13 protein-coding genes are annotated in these 16,636 nt (G+C 41.7%); 10 read left to right on the plus strand and 3 right to left on the minus strand.

Annotation, left to right across the window (positions count from 1 at the left end):
- From glmS to DXX94_RS11530, 8 genes are all read left to right on the plus strand, one after another.
- Complete coding sequence (glmS, locus tag DXX94_RS11495) at window positions 1-1,833, plus strand: glutamine--fructose-6-phosphate transaminase (isomerizing) (protein WP_116015992.1); 1,833 nt, start codon at window positions 1-3, stop codon at window positions 1,831-1,833.
- Window positions 1,834-1,978: 145 nt separating this feature from the next.
- The gene (locus DXX94_RS11500) at window positions 1,979-2,800 is read left to right on the plus strand and encodes a TnsA endonuclease C-terminal domain-containing protein (protein ID WP_116015994.1); all 822 of its coding nucleotides are present in this window, start codon (window positions 1,979-1,981) and stop codon (window positions 2,798-2,800) included.
- On the plus strand, window positions 2,787-4,874 hold the full coding sequence (locus DXX94_RS11505) for a Mu transposase C-terminal domain-containing protein (RefSeq protein WP_116015996.1): 2,088 nt from the start codon (window positions 2,787-2,789) through the stop codon (window positions 4,872-4,874). Before DXX94_RS11500 ends, DXX94_RS11505 begins: the two co-directional genes overlap by 14 nt.
- On the plus strand, window positions 4,871-6,541 hold the full coding sequence (locus DXX94_RS11510; protein WP_116015998.1) for an AAA family ATPase: 1,671 nt from the start codon (window positions 4,871-4,873) through the stop codon (window positions 6,539-6,541). Before DXX94_RS11505 ends, DXX94_RS11510 begins: the two co-directional genes overlap by 4 nt.
- Window positions 6,542-6,544: 3 nt before the next feature.
- On the plus strand, window positions 6,545-8,071 hold the full coding sequence (locus tag DXX94_RS11515; protein WP_116016000.1) for a TnsD family Tn7-like transposition protein: 1,527 nt from the start codon (window positions 6,545-6,547) through the stop codon (window positions 8,069-8,071).
- Window positions 8,059-9,660 (plus strand): Tn7-like element transposition protein TnsE, encoded by a 1,602-nt coding sequence (locus DXX94_RS11520; protein ID WP_116016002.1) that lies wholly within the window; start codon window positions 8,059-8,061, stop codon window positions 9,658-9,660. Before DXX94_RS11515 ends, DXX94_RS11520 begins: the two co-directional genes overlap by 13 nt.
- A gap of 181 nt (window positions 9,661-9,841) precedes the next feature.
- The gene (locus DXX94_RS11525) at window positions 9,842-11,050 is read left to right on the plus strand and encodes an AAA family ATPase (protein WP_116016004.1); all 1,209 of its coding nucleotides are present in this window, start codon (window positions 9,842-9,844) and stop codon (window positions 11,048-11,050) included.
- A 1-nt stretch (window position 11,051) separates the two neighbouring features.
- Window positions 11,052-13,226, plus strand: coding sequence for a S8 family peptidase (locus DXX94_RS11530; protein ID WP_116016006.1), 2,175 nt, complete (start codon window positions 11,052-11,054; stop codon window positions 13,224-13,226).
- A 68-nt stretch (window positions 13,227-13,294) separates the two neighbouring features.
- Here DXX94_RS11530 and DXX94_RS19315 read toward each other — a convergent pair whose 3' ends face one another.
- The gene (locus tag DXX94_RS19315) at window positions 13,295-13,483 is read right to left on the minus strand and encodes a hypothetical protein (RefSeq protein WP_116016008.1); all 189 of its coding nucleotides are present in this window, start codon (window positions 13,481-13,483) and stop codon (window positions 13,295-13,297) included.
- A gap of 122 nt (window positions 13,484-13,605) precedes the next feature.
- On the opposite strand from DXX94_RS19315, the gene DXX94_RS11540 reads away from it, so the two are divergent.
- Window positions 13,606-14,631: an IS110 family transposase gene (locus tag DXX94_RS11540; RefSeq protein ID WP_116016010.1), complete on the plus strand. Its 1,026-nt coding sequence runs from the start codon at window positions 13,606-13,608 to the stop codon at window positions 14,629-14,631.
- Between the two features lie 236 nt (window positions 14,632-14,867).
- Here the strand turns inward: DXX94_RS11540 and DXX94_RS11545 are convergent, their stop codons facing one another.
- On the minus strand, window positions 14,868-15,119 hold the full coding sequence (locus tag DXX94_RS11545) for a hypothetical protein (RefSeq protein WP_147302272.1): 252 nt from the start codon (window positions 15,117-15,119) through the stop codon (window positions 14,868-14,870).
- A 199-nt stretch (window positions 15,120-15,318) separates the two neighbouring features.
- On the opposite strand from DXX94_RS11545, the gene DXX94_RS11550 reads away from it, so the two are divergent.
- Complete coding sequence (locus DXX94_RS11550; protein WP_116013192.1) at window positions 15,319-16,359, plus strand: IS481 family transposase; 1,041 nt, start codon at window positions 15,319-15,321, stop codon at window positions 16,357-16,359.
- Between the two features lie 38 nt (window positions 16,360-16,397).
- Here the strand turns inward: DXX94_RS11550 and DXX94_RS19320 are convergent, their stop codons facing one another.
- Entirely contained in the window at window positions 16,398-16,634 is a 237-nt protein-coding gene (locus DXX94_RS19320; RefSeq protein ID WP_116016014.1) for a hypothetical protein, read from the minus strand.
- Window positions 16,635-16,636: the final 2 nt, after the last annotated feature.

Raw genomic sequence — 16,636 nt, forward strand, 5'->3', positions numbered from 1 at the left:
ATGTGTGGCATTGTAGGTGCAGTAGCACAGCGAGATGTAGCAGAAATCTTAGTTGAAGGCTTAAAACGCCTCGAATATCGCGGTTATGATTCCGCTGGCGTAGCTGTGGTTGACAGTAACAACCATCTACAACGTGTGCGTCGCTTAGGTAAAGTACAAGCCTTGGCTGACGCAATTAATGAAACACCGCTAACTGGCGGCACTGGCATTGCGCACACGCGCTGGGCGACTCATGGCGCGCCGAGCGAGAACAATGCTCACCCTCATGTCTCATCAGACACGGTTGCCGTCGTGCACAATGGCATTATTGAAAATCATCAAGAACTGCGCGCTGAACTGCAAGCAAAAGGTTATGAGTTCGTTACCGAAACTGATACCGAAGTGATTGCGCACTTAGTGCATCATGAATTGAAATCAGCGAATAGCTTGTTAGCGGCGGTACAAACCGCCGTTAAGCAACTTGACGGTGCCTACGGCACGGTAATTATAGACACACGTGATATTGAGCGTGTAGTTGTTGCTCGCTCAGGCAGCCCGTTGGTGATTGGTTATGGCTTAGGTGAAAACTTTATTGCTTCTGACATGATGGCCTTACTGCCTGTAACACGCAAATTCGCTTTCCTCGAAGAAGGTGATGTGGCAGAAGTTACTCGCTTTGAAGTGAATGTTTTTGATGTTGATGGCAAGCCCGTTATTCGTGAGGCAAAAGAGTCGGAAGTTAGTCACGATGCCGGTGATAAGGGCGAATATCGCCATTACATGCTGAAAGAGATTTACGAACAGCCAACGGCAATTCGCAACTCGCTAGAAGGTCGTTTGTTAGGTGGTGAGCTGAATATTGATACCTTTGGCACTGGCGCAGATGAAATCTTCCGCGATATCGAGCATGTTCAAATTATTGCCTGTGGTACTAGCTATCACTCAGGCATGGTGGCGCGTTACTGGCTAGAAGCTCATGCCGGCGTGTCATGTAACGTCGAGATTGCTAGCGAGTTCCGCTATCGCAAGTCTCATGTGCCAAGAAATGCGCTATTAGTGACGATTTCACAATCAGGCGAGACCGCTGATACGCTAGCGGCGCTTCGTCTAGCAAAAGAACTTGGGTATCGCGCCAGCTTAACCATATGTAACGTGCCGGGATCGAGTCTAGTGCGCGAGTCTGACTTAGCGTTTATGACCAAAGCAGGCGCAGAAATTGGCGTAGCATCAACCAAAGCGTTTACCACCCAACTGGTTGGTTTGATGATGATGACGCTTGCACTAGGTAAGCATCACGGTATGAGTGAAGCAGATCAGCACGCAATGGCACAAGCGCTGACTACTTTACCGAACAAGATCGAAGAAACCTTTGCGCTAGCCGATGAAATTGAAGATTTAGCCGAAGATTTCGCTGATAAAAACCACTCATTGTTCCTTGGCCGTGGCGATCAGTACCCTATCGCGATGGAAGGCGCACTCAAGCTCAAAGAAATTTCTTATATCCACGCTGAAGCATACGCAGCGGGTGAATTAAAGCATGGCCCATTAGCGTTAATCGATGCGGAAATGCCGGTAATTGTGGTGGCGCCAAAGAATGACTTAATCGAAAAATTAAAATCGAACGTTGAAGAAGTGCGCGCGCGTGGCGGTTTAATGTATGTGTTTGCCGACAGCGCCGCCAAATTTGACAGCGACGATACGATGAAAGTGATTAACGTGCCGCACTGCGACGATCTGATTGCACCAATCGTGTATACCTTGCCATTACAGCTGCTCTCTTACTATGTAGCGATAATTAAAGGGACGGATGTTGATCAGCCACGTAATTTGGCGAAATCGGTAACGGTAGAGTAATTTTATCTGCTGAATTTATGCCATTGTTGGATGATAATAAAGTTTCATCACAATAATAAAGTATCATCATAACTGAATAATAAAGTATCATCATAAAGTCAGATATGAACTATGCTTTAAGCAATAGTTCATATCTGGCTTTCTTATGTCTAATAGCTTCAAAGGGCTGACACACAAGCAAATAGATAGACGGCTTAAAGAAGGTCGGGGACAGAATTCAGGCCAAGACTACAAACCTTTCATATATACCCACGAAGTTTCTTCAGATGGCAGAGTTCATCGAATATTCGGACAAAAATCACAACGTATAAATCATTTATTGTCGGATTTAGAATTAGCTGTATTTCTAATGCTTGATTGGCATCAAGATGTCGTCGATGTGCGGGAACAATTTCCCATGTTGCTGCATGATACTATCCGCATAGCCGAAGAGTCAGGCTTACCACATCAAAAATACAAAGGTGTGTATCAAGTTTTGACGTCTGACTTTGTCGTGGATAGTCAGAATTTAGACATGCCTAGACTTGCTTTACAGGTTAAGTATGCAGAAGACTTAGGTGACAAAAAAACGATTCAACGACTAGAACTAGAGCGTCGGTATTGGCATTACAAAAGGGTTCCATGGTACCTAATCACTCAAAAAGAGATCCCTAAAACGGTTTTAAATAATATTCAATGGCTTTACCCCGCTAAAAAACGAGAAATTTTCAATCAAGACCTCCAGCATTACTACGCTATTTTCATTGACGAGTTCAATCGTGCCCCACTTCAGAATCTGATTACAACTACTCAGAAGCTTGATATCGCATATCAATTAGAAAAGGGAGAAGCTCTTTATTGGCTTCGAAGTCTACTTGCATTACGTTTTTTTGTCTTTGATTTACAAATTCCATATAGAAATTTAGTCGCATCAGACTTGGGTAAAAATGGTCACCAAGAAGATGAGGTGGTCTATGCTTTTGCTTAATCAGACATTTGAGGTGTCAGGTAAACTAATGAGGTTGCTTTGGTATGAGAAAGACCAGGCTTATTGGATTGATATTGAGCATGCCAGTGCTTGGCCTGAATATGTGGAATATTCTTTTATTGAGTCAAAGCTTCTTGATGGTCAAATTCGTGTAATTGAAGATCCTCATTCTGAATTGAAATCACAGTTATATGATGAATCCAGTGTTAATTGGAAAAAGTGCAAACACGCTTGGGATATTATTAAACCCCATATTTCAAGTAACGAACTATTTTATCGTAATGAAAGAGGCCGATTAGTAAGGCAGCTATCTGAACAATATCAAATAACTCATCAATCAATAATTCGCTACCTACGTCGATATTGGCAAAGAGGCATGTGTATGCAAGCACTGTTACCTGACTACATGAACTCTGGAGGAAAAGGAAAAAGGCGCGACATCACCAAGAGTAAGCTAGGACGTAAGCGCTCTGTTTCAAGTGGCATAGGGGTAAATACTACACCAGAGATTGAACATGTATTTCGTCTCTCGATTGAGCGCAATCTGTTGAAGAAAAAACACTGCAGCATTCCATTAGCATATGCTAAAGCCCTTAATTTATTGGAGGCATCAATAACACAGAAAAATAATTTTGAACTTTATCCTACAATTACTCAGTTCAGGTATTTCCTTAAAAGAGAATACTCCAAAACTCAGTTGGTTGAGCTACAAACATCTGACATCGAATATGAAAAAGATATTCGCCCGTTGCATAGTACTTCTACTGCTGAGACTTTAGGGCCAGGCTTTCGCTATCAAATTGATGCAACAATTGCAGATGTGTACCTGTTATCCCAACACGACCGCAGCAATATAGTTGGTAGACCCGTTGTCTACTTTGTTGTTGATGTATTCAGTCGAATGGTTGTCGGCATGTATGTTGGTTTTGAAAATCCGTCTTGGATTAGTGCAATGATGGCCTTAATTAATGCGGCAACTTCTAAAGTAACCTATTGCCAGGAATTTGGTATTGAAATCGACGAGCAAGACTGGCCTTGTGTAGGTCTACCCGATAAGTTATTGGCAGATCAAGGTGAATTAAAAGGAACTTTAGTAGAGTCTTTCATCACGTCAAGTGGCACTGTTATAGAAAATGCAAAAGCAAGAAGAGGTGATGCCAAAGGGATTGTAGAACGCTTATTTCGAACGATTCAATGTGATTTTAAACCTTTCACCGCGGGCATTGTTGAGCCGGTCATAAGTAAGAAGCGAGGAGGAAAGGATTATCGCCTTGATGCCACATTGACGATTCATGAATTTACAAAAAAAATAATAGAGTTGGTCCTTTATCATAATAACGATCACATTATTAGTAAGTATGACAGGGTTGAAGGAATGCCGGGCACAGTGCCTTCAAACCCATTGTCGCTTTGGAGTTGGGGCATCAGCAACCTGACGGGTAGATTGAAAACCATAGAAGAAACTTACCTTAGAATAAACCTGCTTCCACATCAAATGGCCACGACTTCTGATTTTGGGGTTTGCTTGTTTGGTGGATATTACACTTGCTCTGAAATTATTAAGCTGGGCTGGTTGCACCGAAAAGCATCCACGAGACCTGCCAGAGTTAGAGTTGCCTTTGATCCTCGCGACGCCAACCATATCTATATTCGTCCAGACAGCAATATGAAGCATTTTTGGGTATGTGAATTGACAGATCGAAGTCGCCGTTTGAGAAACATGACATTTTGGGATGTGTGGAAGCTTCGTAAAGCAGAGAATAAAAGTAATCATAACGAGGCTATTTCTTCAGCTCTTTCAAGAGGCAAAGTAGTCCATAAAATGGAACAAATTGAGCAAGAGGCGTTGAAGCACAAACCCAATTCAAAAGGCCTAAGTAAAGCATACCAACTTGGAAACATTAGGAAAAATAAGCTTGATGAAAGGGCTTTAGAGCGCCACAAATTAAAAACTAGTCTGACGAAAGAGCTGTCTGGTTCTGCTAAAATTATTCCGTTGCCTGATTCAAATAATGAAGACTACAGTTACCCAGAGTTTATTGACGAATTGTTCGGTGATGAGGATACTGAATGACATTACCAGAGAATGTTGTGCCTGCTATTTACGTCGATCCCGGTGTGGAACGCTATCGTCATAACCCGTTTATCGAATCGTTGCCTCAGATAAAGTCAATTAAAGAGGTTCGCGATACACTGCAAGGTGAAGTGCGATTTAATCCCAAAGATATATTTTCAAAAAACGAAGTTAGAGTTCATGAAATTGCAGGTCTGTTGGATGATTTCTTTCAGCCAATAGGTAGCCACCTGCAACTTGAAGAAAAAATTTCTATCATGATCCGTAGTGGATACGTGGGAAGAAATATTTCCGATGGTTCATTGAATACTCAGTTACAAAATGGCTATGAACGCATTATGTCCGGCGATCTGAATGCTTTCAGATTCAAAACCAAGAGGTCTACAGCACAGAGTTTAACGTTAATCGGTGTTTCTGGTTGTGGCAAGAGTACTACATTAAATCGTATTTTGGCGATGTATCCAGATGCGATCTACCATGAAAAATATAACTTTATTCAGATTCCCTACTTAATCATCCAGTGTCCTTTTAATGGTTCATTAAAAAATTTATGCCTTAACTTTTTCAGAGCGTTGGATAGAGTTATTAATTCAAACTTTGAGAAAAAGTACACAAGGAACCGGCTAAGTCCTGATGTCCTTCTGACGCTAATGGCACAGGCTGCCAATAGCAATGCTATAGGTCTTTTGGTAATTGACGAGATTCAGCGGCTTAGCCAAAAGCGATCCGATGACAGAGAAGATATGTTGGAGTTTTTTGTACAGCTGGTGAATGTTATTGGCATCCCTGTTGTGCTTGTGGGAACCCCAAAAGCTAGACCTATTTTTGAAGTTGAACTGCAATCAGCAAGAAGGAGCGCTGGGTTTGGTTCATTGTTTTGGTCTCCAATGAAAAACTTGCCCGCAACCGTAGACCTTAAAACAGGTAAAACGCGTCCAAGTGAGTGGATTGCGTTTACCGATAAACTGTGGCGTTACCAATGGCTGAGAAAGCGCGACGAAGTGATATCAGATGAAATCAGAGATTGTTGGTTTGAATTATCCCAAGGGGTTTTAGACATCGCAGTAAAGCTCTTTGTGTTAGCGCAAATGAGAGCCATTGCAACGAGAAAGGAATGTATTTCTGTAAATTTATTGAGGCAGGTTTATCAAGATGAATTAAAGCCTGTTCATTTAGTTTTGGATGCATTGCGCTCCAACGATCCTACTCGTATAGCCAAGTATTCAGATCTTAGGTTACACGATATAGATAAGCGAATATTAGAGCTAAGCCAAGAGATAACAAAAGCTAAAACGAGTCAAGATGAGGACATTGATAGGTTTAATGGTAATGAACAGGCGTTACGGTTGCTAAACTTACTCAAGGCGATGGATTGCGATTCAGATCTACTTATACCATTCGTTCAACGAGCTTTTGATGAATATCCTAATCTCTCTGTTAGAGCACTTATGCCCATAGTTCTAAAGTGGTATGAAGATATTCCCAATAAACCTTTACCGTTGCAGAGAGGCAAAAACAGCACTATCAATTCAAAGCACTGGTGTGAGCTAGAAAAACAAGACTTACGATTTCAGTACGCACAGTGTGATGGGAAAGATATGCATCAAACTATGCGTTGTAATGACCTAATATTTAATATGGAAAGTTGGCTTTTAGACATGAATTAAACGATGAACCTCCTTCCCACTCCTTATCCTGATGAGCTTATCTACAGTGTCATAGCAAGAGCTGGCGTGCATTGGGGAATCTCTTCACCAAAGCAGTTATTGGATGAAATTTATGAGGATAGAAATGTTTCATCCCGACTTTATTTTCCAAACCACATTACGCTAATTTCAAACAAGTACCCCAAAGTGCTGGGCCTTGATCAAGAGACATTAATCTATAAACACACACTGTTTCCGTTATATGCTCCTTTTTTATTGGAGCACACAAGACAGCAATGTTTGATGTGGCTTTGCGGAAGTTCAAAAGGTGCCGTTCATTTGGCGACAGGTCATGCAGCCTCTAGGTTGAGTCCATTAATATATTTAAGATATTGCCCAACTTGCTTATTTAAACAACTTAAACGCTACGGTGAATATTACTGGCAGCGAATTTGGCAAATCACTGGTGTTGATAGTTGCCTTGAGCATGGCTTACTCACTAATTCAATAATTAAGACTCAAAACCCACGCAAACATCAGTTCGTTGAGGCATGCCCTCGGTATTGTATCCATTGCTCGCAAACAAAACCCACTCAACAATCTCTTTTAATCGCGAAACAAGCCCAAATACTACTGAATATGCGATCTATGGTATCGCCATCGTTTTCGCAATGGACTTCTTTCTATTATTTACTTGCTCAATCAGCAGGAGCTGTCAGAAAAAATCGCATACAACACGAAGAAGTAAAAGATCGGGTAATTGCGTTTTGGTCATTGCCTTGGCTAAATTCTTTAGGTCTAGATATCAACTCAAGCGATACTAATTGGCTAAGATGTATATTCAGAAAGCATCGAAGAGCATTTAGTTACTTACAGCACATCATTGTAATGGCAACCTTGCTCCCTCTTGACTGGCGAATAGACAAAACGATAGATGCAGTAAAAAAACAAAAAACAACGCTTGATACTCATTCGAATACTACACTTTTCGTGAGATCAGCTAAATTAGTTAGTAGTTATCGAGTGAGGTGGCTCAGAGCTGTGAAAGCATTGGGTATTGAAAATGCGCGTCATAGTGGCTTTGGTGATTGCTATGCCTGGCTTTATCGTAATGATAACGCATGGCTGCGGGCAACCAACATTGAGTTTAGAAGCACTGTAACTTCAGTGAACCAAAGAGTTAACTGGAAATCGAGAGACAAAAAAACTGTTCGTACACTTATTCGCTTAAAAAATTGCCATGAGGCGACGCTTGATGCACCAAGATGGTCAGCTAACTGGTATATCAGTAGTTTAAAACGCTCAGTAACAATTGAAAAAAATCTAGAAAAACTGCCATTAACTCAGATGTTTTTGGCACGTTTTAGCGAAAGCATTGACGAATATCAGATCAGGCGCTTGTCTCGAGAGATAATAGCAATAGGAAGTGAAAATAAGAATTTAATCTATCGTTCAGTATTATTGAGACGTGCGGGGTTGAGTGAGGAACGACTTAAGCCACTAACTCGTAAATTTTTATGCCAAATAATGGAAATTAGGTGCAGGGACTAAGAATTGGGCAGTTTGAAGACGATACAACACTTAATGTAATTGGACATTTATTTCGTCCAATAAGTGGAGGTGCGTGGGAGCTATCATTGTGCCTATCCCCCAGTCAAAATACGAGATCATTGCGGTTTTCAATGGCTCCTGTATTGGTCAGAGAGAGGTTGTACAATCCTGTACAGAAAGCAGAGAAAAAGAATGCAAAGGAGCAACTTTTAATCCTTGATGCCTCTCGATGGCAAACGTGTCGATTCTCTGATTGTCCGGCCTATCAATCAACCAATAAAAAAGAGCTTCAACAATATTGTTTCTCTATTCCCACACCAAGTGGGAAAATGATTTATCTCCCCCAATTTGAACTTGCACGCGCTTTGTTCTTTCATGACGGGTATATGGCAAGAGCAGCATTGGTGCCTAACCAGCTAGTGATGGATTTTGACGTACAGGTTTCGTGGGAATTTGATAAGGCAAATATTAACGTCATGCCGCACTACCCAGTTACCTCGCTGAATGAGCCAAGCGCTCGAAGTATACTCTCTTGGATATTGCTAGATGAGAGTGCTTGTCAGTCGTTTAACTCTATCGCTCAGTATCAAATGCTCAAAGGACAAAACCTAGGAGTGCATCGAGAGTGGAATTTTCAGTTCAATCCCCCCCCTCTAGGGAATGTGGAGTTGGAATTACGTGGTAAATACGATGATAAAACCAAGTCTTTTTTCGCATTTGAAATAGAAAGCATCAAGAATGTTCGTGTTGATATACCAAGCCTTATTGAATTCTATCACCCCAAATTTAAGGAGTACGTTAAAGGCAAAGGTCAAAGAGAGCAAGGCTACAGTGGGGAACCACCAGAAGAGTACATAGTTACCGATGAAGATAGAGTTGTTTATGAGGAAAATGTCACTCTACGCCCACCGTTAGTTTCATTCGAATTTACTCAGCCTTTTAAAACCGTCAAAAGGCCGAAAGAGCGTAAACCCTCAGTTGCTGGGAAGAACGAAGATGATCACGAAGCAGAGCTGCTTGGCGAAGATGTGAGTGTTGGGGATAAAAACGCTAGCGGTGATTTGCCAGGTGGGGAATTTGAAGGAGCTGTTGATGACACGGATCACTCATACATTTACCTCAATAAGTTTGAATGCTTCCAAAAAATGTTAAAACTTTTAACTACCAAGTATGGATGTGATGTTTCAGTAAATTTGAGAAAATTGAAAAGGCGGGGACGATCTAGTAATCATTTGTTGTCTTCAACAGGCGAAGCAAGGTACTTTCTAGATGCCTGCATTAAATCTGGATCTAGTGTTTTTCACGCCTTAGAACTTGATATGTCGGATGGACGCCATTATCTGTCGACAATGTTGTTGGAACTTCCTTCGGAAAATAGCTGGCTAGAACACATTGAAATACTTGAATCTGAACTCCAACGCCTCTCATTGCGATGGCCATCAAAATACCTAACAATGCTCTGCGGTAAAGACCATTATCGTGGAGTAGCTCATCCTGAAACTAGTTACCATAACGGAAAGCTCGAAGCCGCTATTATTGAACATTGGGCAGAGCGTTTCTTCGGATGGATAGATCAGCTTGGTAAATAGCCAGTTGAATAACGACGCCCTTTTTTGTAGCCGATACAGCCTCGTTTTTTATAAGTAAAATATTCTTATTATGTGAGTCCCTCTCAAATGCTCTTGAGTAAGCAAAGGTTTCTTTAAAACTAGTTTTTAGTATATAAATTCACCTTTAAATGAAAATATTCATGTAAAAGTGAAAATATTCATGGTTATTTTATTATTTTTCATTACTATTTGTTTATTGTTCATCTTTTTACTTTTTGGGAGAAGTAAAATGATAAGTGGCTTAGAGTCAAAGTCAGGTAATGACCTACTAATTGGTCTAATTGAGGACGGATTAAAAGGCGATATCGAAGGGTTAGAAATGCAAGCTCGCCGATTAGCCAGCAAATTAAAAAAGTCCGACCCTAAACTATCGGAATCCATCAGTAAACTCGTATCAAGCAGTGGGTGTTTGAGACAGTCTTCGAGCAGCCATAACACTCCAACACCTGTTGAGCCTGATTCAAGGCAAAAACTTCTAATTGAGACATATCCTGTAATTTTGAGAAGTCAGCCTGTTTGGACTCCTGCTATTGAGAAAAATATAGAACGATTTCTCCGAGAGAGAGTGATGTCAGAAGAGCTCTTAAATGAGGGCTTATTACCTTCACGATCGCTTCTAATGTCAGGCCCTCCAGGCGTGGGTAAAACGTTAACGGCCCAATCAATCGCGAGCAAGCTAGATTTACCGCTGTTGACACTAGATTTAGCATCAGTAATGAGTAGTTATTTAGGAAAAACAGGTAACAATATTAAGGCCGTTTTGAATTATGCTAGCGCGTTTCCATGCGTGTTATTGCTGGATGAATTTGATGCAATTGCAAAAAAACGAGATGACGATAGTGATGTTGGTGAATTAAAACGATTAGTCACAGTGTTGCTGCAAGCGATCGATGATTGGCCTGTTACATCTGTCTTAGTCGCCGCGACTAACCATGGTGATCTGCTTGACCCTGCTATTTGGAGAAGGTTTGACAGTCTATTGGAATTCGATTATCCAACTCCCGAGCAGGTATATGACTTTTCTATTCAATGGGGCTTTGATAAGCCAACTAGTACGTGGCTTTCAGAAAACATTGTTAAAGCTTCTTTAGCAATCATTGATAAAAAGTTTCAGCAAGCCAAAAAAAATAACATTCTAGATGATAAATCCTTATTACTTAGCCTAATCGAAGTCTTTGAGTTTAAGGGGGCACCTGATGATTTGGATATTAAACGTGAACTATCTTTGGAACTGCATAACTTAGGCTGGACTAATAAGCAAGTCGGCGAATTTCTTGGAATGACAGGTCAACGAGCAGGGGTATTAATTAGAGAAATGAGAGAAACAGTAGAAAATCCGCAGCAATCTCTAGTACTGGCAGAGGGTTAAAATGGCAAAAAACTTTTTACTTGGTTACGGTGAAGAATTCAGTTCTAAAATTGATCGTCCAGAGGGGGGTCGTGGCAAAGAACCAGTCTATACATATGAAGAAAACAAAGAGCACCTAATCAAGCAACTCAGTGTACTCAAAGGTAAAATAGAGTTAGTGCCAGATGGCGCTAAGTCTTTAGGAAAAGTAGTTAGTAAACTTATTTTACACCCAGCGTACTTAGCGAAATCATATTACCCAGAATCCTTGCTAAAGCGGTTTTCACTGACGGATATTGGTAGCAAACCTGTCGACGTATCTCCAAGGCGGATGCTATCAAAAGACAAAGGTGAAGTGACCTCTTCATGTATTTTTGTCGCTGGAACAGAGGCTTCACTAATTCAACTGCAGCATGCGTTGGAAACTGATGATCTAAATGCAACGCAAAAAAAAGATGTTGTAAAAATAGAAAACATTCAATTGCTAGAGGGGATTGAGAAAGTTAAGTCGACTGCAGAAGGAGCAATTAAGTATGAAGCAGTCCTTCACACCCCTATTGATGATAGAGCTTTGGTCATAAACCAGTTTAAAAGCTATGCGCAAAGCTGTGGATCTGTGATCAGTTCATCAAACATCATAAATGCTGGGGGACTCTCCTTTTTATCGATCACTTGTGATGAAGACACAATAGAGAAAGTTAGCGAGTTTACGTTGCTTAGGGCGATTAGAGTGATGCCCCAGCTTGGGATTCATAAGCCGGTTGTGACTAGAGAATTAGTCTCTGATCAAGTTGTTAATCTGCCAACAGAAGCTGCGATTGATACAAATATCAAAGTTGCTATTTTCGATGGCGGGATTGGTACAGACAGTATTGATAAGTGGTGCAAAGAACACACCTTTTCAAGCTCATCAACAGCTTCAGAGTACCTCCATCATGGTTCAGAAGTCACTTCTTTGGTCTTGTTTGGCAATGTACAAGAAGGGCAGAAAGAGCTTCCTCGCCCTTATGCGAATGTTCAACACTACAGAGTTATTGACCCCTCATTAGATCCCTCTGATATTGATAGCCTTGACGTATTAGCAAGAATTATTGACGTATTAGAAAGAGAGAAATTTGATTTCATCAATTTAAGCCTTGGTCCTCGATTACCGATTGAAGACGATGAAGTTCATTCTTGGACTTCAGCAATAGAGCCATTTCTTTCGGACGGAAACACACTTTTGACTGTGGCTGTAGGAAATGATGGCAACCAAAGTTCACCTCAAAAATCTAGGGTTCAAGTTCCTTCGGATCTAGTCAATGCCCTAGCGGTTGGTGCGAGTAACAATGACGAGGATGACTTCTGGGGACCTGCAGATTACAGTTGCATAGGGCCCGGTCGAAGTCCTGGTGTTGTCAAACCTGATGTTGTTGCGTTTGGGGGAAGTTCCCACGATATGGTTAGAATATATTCGCCGCTGACCAAGCTACTAACACATAATGCAGGCACAAGCTTTGCGTCTCCATTAGTTCTGAGAGCTGCGATTGGTACAAAAGTCATGTTGCCAGACGATCAACCGACATTATTGGCCAAAGCGCTGCTCATCCATAACACTAACCGAAATGGATATCACTGGCATCATGTTGGTTGGGGAAAAACGCCTTCAGATATCGATAAAATTCTCTATACAGAAGACAATGAGGCAACCATTATTTACAAAGATGTCGTGCCGCAGAGCGGCTGTAAAAGGTTGCTAATTCCAATGCCTGATATTGCCCTTAAAGGGCAAATAACACTAAAAGCTACGTTTTGCTATGCAACACAAACGCTACCAGAACATCCGATCCATTACACTAATAGTGGCCTAGTAGTAAAATTTAAACCCAAGGGCGCAGACAGCGCAGCAGAAGGCTTTTTTACTAATAAAAAAATGTATGGTGACGAGATAGAACTTAGAGCTAACGCTCACAAGTGGGAAAATACTATACATAATGAGACTATTCGTAAGCCTTCAGATTTGAGTGACCCTTGCTTTGAAATTGATCATCAAGAGCGAGAGGGAGGAAATAGAACAACCGGTGCACCACCACTCCCCTTTATTCTTGTTGTCTCGATTAAGGCGTCCGGCTCTAGTGACTTATACAATGCTATTGTTCAAAAGCACCAAGTGCTTCAACCGCTGCGAACTAAAGTCGAGATACCTATTCTTACATAATGTGCACAGCTTTCGAGATAAACGGCTAAGTTTACTTGGCCGTATAACATAATAAACAAATTTATCAGTTATTGTTCTACGATACTTTTGATAGTCGTATTAGGATCGCGCCCTGCGAAGGCGGGAGAATTTTTGATTGAATCCCATACGCTATTGTCCGAAACGGTGCTTAGCGTTTTAAAGTCGACTACACCTGTTTGTCTTATCCCTTTTTTAAGTTGCCAGTCTTTTAGTTCATCACTCAATGCAACACTCATGACTCGAAATCCGCTGTTTTTATCGAGTGTTAACGAATGATATGGACTCCCCGCTCGGCATCTTTCTCTAGCGAGTGTGCCATAGTGAAGTTGATAAGTAGCTTCAATTGAGGAGAGTCCATATGTCACTAATTAAAGCAATTGGCATCGATTTAGCCAAATCTGTTTTCAGTATCCACGGTGTCGATAGTCATGACAAGTGTCAATTAAGAAAAACCGTTAAGCGAAACAAACTGTTAGCTGAAGTTGCTAAGTTGCCAGCGTGTATCATTGGTATGGAAGCTTGCTCAGGCGCACACTACTGGGCAAGAGAGTTTACTAAGCTTGGCCATGAAGTACGCATCATGGCCTCAAAGTTCGTGATTCCGTATCGCCAAAACGAAAAGAATGATGCCAACGACGCTGAAGCCATTTGTGAAGCGGTGAGCCGTCCCAAAACGCGCTTTGTCACCATCAAAAGTGACGAGCAGCAAGCGGTGCTTTGCCTACATCGTATTCGCCAAGGGGCTATCAAGGACAGAACCGCACTCATTAATCGGCTTCGGGGCTTACTCGCAGAATTTGGTATTGTCATGCCCAAAGGACGGTATCCGGCACAACATGCCATTAGTGGCATCTTAGAAGATGGTGAGAACAACTTACCCATGCTCGCTAGAGAGCTACTAAGTGACTTATGGCAAGACATTAAAGCATTAAACCAGCAAATTCTTAAACATGACCGAAAGCTCTATCAACTCGCGAACCAAATGAATGCAGCAAGGCGCCTAATGACAATACCAGGCGTAGGCGAAATCACGGCAACGGCTGTGGTTGCGACGGTGAGTGATGCAAAAGATTTTGATACCAGTCGCGCCTTTAGCGCTTGGATTGGTCTAGTCCCTAGGCAATACACCACGGGCGGGCAAGTGAAGCTTGGCCGAATCAGCAAACGTGGCGAAAAGCATATCCGCACCTCACTTATTCACGGTGCACGAGCCGTTATGGCCAACTGCAAGAATAAGACAGACAGGACGAGCTTATGGGTGAAAGACCTGATTGAGCGACGAGGCTTTAAACGGGCAACGGTTGCCCTTGCGGCCAAGAATGCACGGTTGATATGGGCATTGCTGCGAAGTAAAAACGAATACCAAATAGATTATGTAAAATAGAAAAGATTGAAGTAGTAAAGGTAACCCTAACGGTTAACCCCACCGCGTCTTAGCATGAGCGATTGACGATAACACGGTCAGACCGAGAGCATAAAAGCCTGTTTAATCGGGAAGCGCATTTCTTGAAAGAGAAGACGCTGTTTAACGAATGAGGCCATGCTCAAGCGCAAATCATCAGGGCGATAGCACAAGCTGTTAAGGCAGTATGCTAATAAACGCCGAATGTAGAGCTGCTGTCAGACTTTCTTGTTGTCAGAGGCTGCTTGTGCTTGACAAAGGGGAGTCCATGTAGCCTTATTAATCGGCATAATCTGAGAAGCATTTACAAAATAAGCTAATGACTTTTCTCTTGCGGCTAATACAACATCATCATTTTCATAAGTAGGTATACTTTCTAATCGAGTGGCAATTTCCGCATAGTACTTCGCAGCTGTACCGTAATCTTGATTAGCTTCGAATTGCTTGGCATGTTCAATCAAACTAGTCAAGTAAACCTTTTTAGTGACGCGAATAACAAGACTCTCAGCAGCAGGAGTGCAATATTTCTCTGCTTCAAAATAGTCTGGAGAGTCAGGTAGAGTGAATTAGTTCAGACAAGATCTGACACATCTTCTTGAAAAGTAGAGAGTTACCCGTTTTGATAAAGGTGCTGAATCTTTAATCAAAACAAACAAAGAGGTAACTCTCATGCTTCATACTAACAATCCAATCATTAAACACAAAGCAGGTTTGCTCAACCTAGCTGAAGAACTTGGTAATGTATCCAGAGCTTGCAAAGTGATGGGCGTATCACGAGATACATTTTATCGTTATCAAGAGCTGGCTGAAGATGGCGGCATTGATGCGCTTATTGATAAGTCCCGCCGAAAACCAAATATAAAAAATCGTGTTGATGAAAAAACCGAAAAAGCAGTAATGGATTATGCCATTGAATACCCCGCGCACGGCCAAGTCAGAACCAGCAATGAACTTCGTAAGCAAGGCGTATTTGTATCTGCCAGTGGCGTGCGTTCAATCTGGTTGCGCCATGACTTAGAAAACTTCAAAAAACGGCTGAAAGCGCTTGAAGAGAAAGTCGCTAACGACGGCATCATTCTCACCGATGCTCAAGTTGCTGCACTTGAGAAGAAAAAGAACGATGATGAAGCTTGTGGCGAGATAGAAACGGCTCATCCGGGCTACCTAGGCTCACAGGACACGTTTTATGTGGGTAATCTAAAAGGTGTTGGCCGTATCTACCAGCAGACGTTCGTTGATACTTACAGCAAGGTTGCATTTGCCAAGCTCTACACAACGAAAACGCCAATCACTGCTGCTGACATACTCAACGACAAGGTTTTGCCTTACTTCGAGCAGCACGAGCTACCAATGTTACGCATTCTCACAGACCGAGGCACTGAGTATTGTGGCAAGGTTGAACATCATGATTACCAGCTTTATCTAGCAATAAATGATATCGATCATACAAAAACGAAAGCGATGTCACCGCAGACAAATGGTATCTGTGAACGTTTCCACAAAACAATATTGCAGGAGTTTTATCAGGTTACGTTCCGTAAGAGGCTCTATGGCTCGTTAGAGGAATTACAAAAGGATCTGGACGAATGGATGGTTTATTACAATAATGATCGAACTCATCAGGGCAAAATGTGCTGTGGCAGAACGCCACTTGAAACATTACTTGATGGAAAATCGATTTGGGCTGAGAAGAATTTAGCTCAAATCTAAACTGACAGTCACCGATTGAAAAACGGGTAACTGTCAGATCAAGTCTGAACTAGTACAGGTAGAGCGTGATATTTTTGCCCCCTTTGACACTGAGCTAACCCTTCCATTTGACCGTTTTCATCCGTAGGGCCATGATCTGATGTCTTATTGTTATGCTTTAGAGAAATGACGCTTTTAACTCCCCTGTCATTGTCATCTTTGACAATTAATTCTATTGCTACTGAACTAATCGCATATAAATAAAAAACTACTAGCGTTATTAATCTTAGTTTCATAA

Origin of the sequence: Thalassotalea euphylliae (genome assembly GCF_003390375.1) — a bacterium.
GTDB classification, from domain to species: Bacteria; Pseudomonadota; Gammaproteobacteria; order Enterobacterales; family Alteromonadaceae; genus Thalassotalea_F; species Thalassotalea_F euphylliae_A.